Raw genomic sequence first — 6,507 nt, 5'->3', positions numbered from 1 at the left:
TTATTGAATTGATGACTATTCTTTAATATAGCAAAGTTCAAATTAAACTTAAGTATACAGTAAAAACTATAGTGCTATAGTAAAAATGACTATTATTGGAACTAGAGAAGCAGCTTTTTTATTGGGTATCTGTTGCCAACGAGTTAGAGTTTTACTTTCTCAAAACAGAATTAAAGGCGCTTACAAACATAATGGATTTTGGCGAATTCCTCTTTATGGCAAGATGCCTATCGTTATACCAGGTTCTAGAGGACCTAAAGGTGTATGGTGTCATAGAAAGCGAGAAAACCCGACGATCATTCATGTAAATCAACATATAATTAAAGCAAATATCGACATAATCAAAGAAAATCCTCAAGTGTCTATTGAGGACTTGATACCTGTAGTCTCTTTGAAGCAAACAAATCACAACGATATGGGACATCAAATGGAAATTAATGGTCCGTGTCGTATAGTTTATAAACCACTAGAACCATTGCGCTGTGGAGCTCATTTGTGGATTGAGACATATCATCCGGTGCAGTTTGTGGATACTCAGTTTAAACCTGTGGCTGCTAGGCAACCTTACAAAAATATCAAGGGTAAATTACAAAAAAATGCAGTTTCTTAAGTCAATTTTTTTAAGCTGTTAATATCTGTTATGCTGTTAAAGATAATTCTGGAAATGTGGGTTATGTAATCTGTTCAGCACCTCTCATACCATTTATCAAAAGTCCTGCTACATCTCCTTGAAAGTAGAGAGTAGGGAGTAAGGAGTAGGGTTAAAAGAAATAATATATATTGATTTAATACCGATAATCGTTACAAACATTACTGAAGGATTATTATTATTTAATAGCTGAAGTTCCATCGGAAGTATACAATTATTTTTTGTAATTGGTATAAATTGAGTTTGTCTATACTGAGCATTGTTATCCAGATAAAAAACAAAGACAGTCAGAACTTTGGGATTTCCTAAATATGCTCTTGAGGCAATAGCTAAATAATCTACAATCCAGTATTCATATAAGATCTGGTTATACAGTAATCGCACCATTCAATGAAGTCAAAAGTCATGCATTCAAAAGTTAGATTTGATCTAAAATCAGGTTATATGGAATCCGGATAATTAGTTGATGAAAAACTTTGTACCTTCTGACCTTATTCTTTCCCTTTCCGTTTGTCATGCTACGCAAACAGCATAGCTGCTTTCCTTCTGTAGATACGATAAGTATTTAACCGGATTCTATATCAGTAATTCTTAAACTTTTATATTCATCTAATTTATCTACATAGTCATCTTCCCAGTTTGTAGCAGTAACTTCTACTGCTAATTGAATCGGCATTTCTAAGGCATTATAATTCAGAGCGATTGGAACGCCAAATAGTTCGATAGGACTACCAAATATTTTAATTTCTCCTCATTAAACTTAGAATGGAAACTACTTTGTATCTAAGGGAAGGTTTTGGAATAGATTATATTAGGAAATAGAATTGAATCAGCTTATTCTAGGCATAAGGTGATTTTTTGTAAATTATTTTTGATAATTGGTATATCTTTAATATTCTAGAAATAGAGATTAGGAAAAACTTTGATTCATCTAGCCCTCAACCCAAGATTATCTCCCCATTTTAGATATTGTATTAGTCGGAAAATGCCTTATGGTGTACCATGTCATCTGAATGTCAGTTGTATTTCATCCTAAGCTACTAGAAATATAGTTCTAGAATCAGAGATAAAGAAAACAAACATAAAAAATATAAATTGTTAATATAAGGCCAAAAAACTACTATGAGACTTGATGAAGCAGTAGAATTTGCAGAAAATCCTGAACCCCGCTGTCCTTGTGTCCTACTATTGGACACCTCCGCATCAATGACAGGCACACCTATTCAAGCTTTGAATGAGGGACTAGAAACTTTTAGAGATAATTTAATTACCGATGACTTAGCTAAAAAACGAGTAGAGGTGGCAATTATTTCCTTTGATAACCAAATAAAAATTGTGCAAGAGTTTATCACTGCAGACCAATTTGAAAACCCGGTATTAACAGCTCAAGGACAAACTTATATGGGTACAGCTATTAACAAGGCGCTGGATATGATTGCAGCTCGGAAATTAGAATATCGGAATAATGGCATCACTTACTATCGACCTTGGATTTTTTTGATTACTGATGGAGAACCTCAAGGTGAATCAGAAAAAGTTGTTAAGGAAGCAGCAGAGCGCATTAGACAAGAAGAAGATAACAAGCACGTTGCCTTTTTTGCAGTGGGTGTAGAAGGGGCAAATATGGATAAGCTTGGAGAAATTGTACTCAGAACACCGCTAAAACTGAGAGGACTTGACTTTCGAGAAATGTTTATTTGGTTATCTGCCAGTATGCAGCAGGTTTCCCACTCTAAAGTTGACGAACAAGTGGCTCTGCCTCCTCCTGGATGGGGAACAGTTTAAAGAAGCACTTCAGCGGTCAGCGGTCAGCGGTCAGCAGATTTTTACCGATAAATTGTGGTCTAAAGTCTCCCCTTTTAAGGGGATAAAAAAAGAGAATACCGTATTTTTTTGCCTCCTTATTGCAGAGGTACTGATAACTGATATCAGAAGTCAGAAGTTAACCCACCCCTAACCCCTCCCAGGAGGGGAAGTAGGGGATGCGTGAGCAACTCTCCAAAAATATTGCGCCTTAAAAGGCGGAGTATTAGACCGATGTTATTTTGATAAAAGCTGAAGCGCTGATAGCAAATTAATTATAGAAGAAGGTGTGAGAGCAATTAGTACCTAAAGTAGATAGTACAACACCTAATATCTTGCACAAATGAAATAAGGAAAGTTATCAAAAATTAGGTTATGTCAATAGAAGAACAAAATCATTGGCGAGTGGTATCGGTGTCAGTGGCAGGTACGAGTCACAAAAAACGTGGACAACCATGTCAGGATGCAAATTATTGGGAAATTTTGCCGGGAGGTATTTTAGTTGCAGCAGTTGCTGATGGTGCTGGTTCATCTAATTTTGGGGAGGTAGGGGCAAAAATAGCTGTCAGTGCTGCAGTAGAAACTATTTCTCAACAGAATTTGCTGTCTAAAGATAATAATATTGATTGGCAGTATAAATTAATTGATGCTTTGAGAGCCGCGAGAACAGCAGTTTTGGCTGAGTCTCAAGTGAGGAAGGTTGAAGCACGGGAGTTTGCTACAACTTTAATTTTGGTGGTGGCGACACCAGAGTTTGCTATTGCTGCTCAGGTGGGAGATGGTGCGGCAGTAGTGGGAGATGGTGAGGAAAATATTTTTCCGCTGACTGCTCCTCAAAGTGGAGAATATATTAATGAGACAACTTTTTTGATTTCAGAGCAAGGTGTGGAAACTGCTCAAGTGAAGATTTGGCAGGGAAAACCAGTGAATTTGGCAATTTTTTCGGATGGGTTGCAGATGCTAGCTTTGAAGATGCCAAAGGGGTTGCCTCATTGTCCGTTTTTTGCACCATTGTTTAAGTTTATGACTGTGGTGACAGATGAACAAGAGGCGACTAAACAATTGGAGGAATTTTTGCGATCGCCTAAAGTAACTGGTAGAACTGATGATGATTTAACTTTGTTGTTGGCACGGCTTCATTAATTGATAATGGATAATTGATAATTGATAATTAGGGTTTGCTGATTAAATTTAAAAGCATTGACGGATAAAGGTTTTAGCCTTTTTGGAGCGAAAAAAGTGCTAGCTTTTTGGTATAAAAAGTTCAAAAAGTTAGTATTGAGGACAAACAAAGGCAGAAAAATCAAGGGATAACTCTTCTTCCTACCTCCTCTATAATTCCCATTCCTCCTGACTCCTGTCTCCTACCCCTACCACTCATACTTTAGAGGATATCTGAAAAGTTGTTTAATACTGAATTTTGCCTCCCTAGCCCCCCAATTCTGGGGGGAACAAGAATCCATTAGCTGGTAAAAGTCCCCCAATGCGCGGGGGATGCGCGGGGGCGAGTGATGTAGCAAATGAGACTTCTCAGACAACCTCTTATTCAGCAAACCCTAATTATAAGGTTAGGACAGATCAAAAGCTTAAAACTCAGGCAACGCAATATTTTTCCTTTCTTCTTTTGCTATATCATGTCCACTGGAACGCTTTTGTGTAAACCCAAAGTTGAATATTTACAGGAAATTTAAATTTTTTTCAAGCTTTTAAGCCTTCTTCCCTCTTCCCTCTTCCTTCTTCCTTATAATTCAAAACTTAAATTTATCACCCAAATAATACTGACGTACTAAGGGATTATTATAAAGTTCTTCTGCTGTTCCAGATGCCAAGATTTGTCCATCGCGCATAATATAGGCTCGATCAGTAATTTCTAGAGTTTCTCTAACATTATGGTCGGTAATCAGAATACCCATTTTTCGTTCTCTTAATTTGGCAACAATCTTTTGAATTTCAGAAACGGCAATTGGGTCTACTCCAGCAAATGGTTCATCTAAAAACAAAAATCTTAGTCCATCTTTGCTAGAGGCCAAAGCTCTTGCTAGTTCTGTTCGCCTCCGTTCTCCACCAGAAACTTGTGAACCTAAAGTAGAAGCAACTTTTTCTAAACGAAACTCATATAATAGAGAATCTAATAACTTTTTCCACTGGCGACGAGGAATTTTTGTTTGTTCCAAGACTAGGAGAATATTATCTCTAACACTAAGGTTGCGAAAAATGCTTGGTTCCTGAGCTAGATAGCCAATACCCAATTTTGCTCTCTTGTGAATTGGTAGAGTTGTAATATCTAAATCATTTAAAAAGACAGTGCCAAGGGAGGGTTTTTCTATACCTGTAGCGATATAAAATGTAGTGGTTTTACCTGCACCATTAGGACCGAGTAGGCCAACAATTTCTCCTTGAGCAATGAATAGATTAACTCGACTAACTATGGCACGTTTACCATAGTTTTTGTGAATATTCTCAAGAACAATTTTCATATTTGTGTTAAAAGCTAGCTTTCCAAGATTAACTAAGTTGTAGAAACAGAAGATATCTTAACAATTCCAGGCTGCTTAAATATACACAAAATATCATTTTTGTCAATCATATCATTACCTGTACAAAATTCATTTACAGCATTTTTCATTTAAGTAGACTACAAAATTTGTAATTTTTAGTAGGGAATAGGGAGTAGAACAATGCTTTGGCCACTGTAGTCTATCTATGTGAAAACCCTATAATAGTTCATAAAAATATGGTCAAATATGACATATCCTTATTTTGCAGGTGTTATTCTGACGCTCGTGTTAGCGCAGCTCCTCCGGAGGAGGCACTACAACACCCTCGCGTCCCATAGTCAAAGACATTTGGGACTGCTTTTTTCATTATGTTTAGAGAACCATTGACATCAGCATTGATTAATCTTTTACTGGCGGTACGATACAAACCTCTTTGTCTTGATGCAGTCGCTCATGGGGGAAACCCCCAAGACCGCGCTGCATCGCTTTATTCTTTTTCCTGAGAAAGTGACTTGATTTTTCTCACCTTCTAAGTACACTGGAATCAAATCATTATCTATAAAACTTGCTTTTGAGGTGTAAGATTCTTCTGTAATAATTACATTTATCCCTACCATCTTGGCTTTATAAGATAACATTTCTATTAATTTGTTATAGGGAACAGATACAAAATATGAAATATTTCTTTTCCCTAGATTTATCTTCTGTTTCCAGTCTTCATTCTGCCCTATTATCAATGTTCCTATTTTCTGATTAATCAGGGTATTAATAATTAAACGAGATGATTTATGAAGATAATCGTTGATTTTAAATTCTCTTTTATTACAAAGTTTTTTCAGTCTCAGACTTGATTGATTTTCTTTGAGTTGAGATTGTAAGGAACTCTTAACTTTGTTGTAGTATTGATTGATAGATTTTAAAGGTCTGCCATTTATCAAGAGCGGTTTAATTCCGGCTTGATTAAAGGTTTCGGCTGTCGCCGACATGAAAATGTAGCTAAGTTGTTTAATCCTATATCAATACTGGCACAACGATTTTTCTCTAGCTCGTATTGTTTTTCGCATTTCTCATAAATGACCTCAATTACATAATGATTAAGTCTAGGAATGAGACGAACTTGTTTAATTTGTGAAGTAGGTACTAATGTTTTTAGATAAATCCCTGTATAAGTAGGATTAATAATTCCTTGTTTTAATTGCTTCTTGCTGATGGCTTGTGTGGTATAAACTACAATATTTCTTCCCTTTACTTTATTTTTATATCCAGGAAGACGAGGACGAGATTTAAACTTTGATGGGTTCTTTAGATCAACTTCGTTTGCTGCTAAAAAGCTTTTCCAGTTTCTATCTAAAATCATCAAGATTTGTTGAGATACTTTAGCTGGTATTGCTTGATAATCTGATTGAGTAGAGAGTGTTTTTTGCAGGTCGTAATAGTGACGATAATTATTTTCAAATATGAAAGATTGACGAACTAAATAATTGCCGTAGTTATAAAGATTTTTCGACAAGAAACATAGTCTGTCAATTTCATCATAAAACCGATGATTTTTTTGAA

Annotated in this window: 6 protein-coding genes and 1 pseudogene; 3 read left to right on the top strand and 4 right to left on the bottom strand. The window is 35.9% G+C overall.

Features of this window, described 5'->3' with window-relative positions; genetic code table 11:
- Positions 1-85: 85 nt before the first annotated feature.
- Positions 86-610, top strand: a complete 525-nt coding sequence (locus F6K15_RS37085; RefSeq protein WP_293071020.1) for a hypothetical protein — start codon at positions 86-88, stop codon at positions 608-610.
- Positions 611-1,214: 604 nt separating this feature from the next.
- Here F6K15_RS37085 and F6K15_RS37080 read toward each other — a convergent pair.
- Positions 1,215-1,325, bottom strand: coding sequence for a Uma2 family endonuclease (locus F6K15_RS37080; RefSeq protein ID WP_293071018.1), 111 nt, complete (start codon positions 1,323-1,325; stop codon positions 1,215-1,217).
- A 446-nt stretch (positions 1,326-1,771) separates the two neighbouring features.
- Here F6K15_RS37080 and F6K15_RS37075 point away from each other — a divergent pair, with 446 nt between their 5' ends.
- Positions 1,772-2,434: a VWA domain-containing protein gene (locus F6K15_RS37075; RefSeq protein ID WP_293071017.1), complete on the top strand. Its 663-nt coding sequence runs from the start codon at positions 1,772-1,774 to the stop codon at positions 2,432-2,434.
- Between the two features lie 393 nt (positions 2,435-2,827).
- Positions 2,828-3,595, top strand: a complete 768-nt coding sequence (locus F6K15_RS37070; protein WP_293071015.1) for a PP2C family serine/threonine-protein phosphatase — start codon at positions 2,828-2,830, stop codon at positions 3,593-3,595.
- 605 nt (positions 3,596-4,200) lie between these two features.
- On the opposite strand, the gene lptB is transcribed toward F6K15_RS37070, so the two are convergent.
- From lptB to F6K15_RS37055, 3 genes and pseudogenes are all read right to left on the bottom strand, one after another.
- Positions 4,201-4,929, bottom strand: a complete 729-nt coding sequence (gene lptB, locus F6K15_RS37065; RefSeq protein ID WP_293071013.1) for an LPS export ABC transporter ATP-binding protein — start codon at positions 4,927-4,929, stop codon at positions 4,201-4,203.
- A gap of 428 nt (positions 4,930-5,357) precedes the next feature.
- A complete protein-coding gene (locus F6K15_RS37060; RefSeq protein WP_293071011.1) occupies positions 5,358-5,888 on the bottom strand; it encodes a transposase in 531 nt (176 codons plus the stop codon).
- A pseudogene (locus F6K15_RS37055) lies at positions 5,885-6,507 on the bottom strand (RNA-guided endonuclease TnpB family protein); the annotation flags it as partial. The gene F6K15_RS37060 and the pseudogene F6K15_RS37055, both read right to left, overlap by 4 nt.

The sequence above is a fragment of the Okeania sp. SIO2B3 genome (assembly GCF_010672525.1).
Lineage (GTDB): Bacteria > Cyanobacteriota > Cyanobacteriia > Cyanobacteriales > Microcoleaceae > Okeania.
Note: the sequence above shows the minus strand (reverse complement) of the source record. Positions and strands in the feature narration are given on the sequence as shown.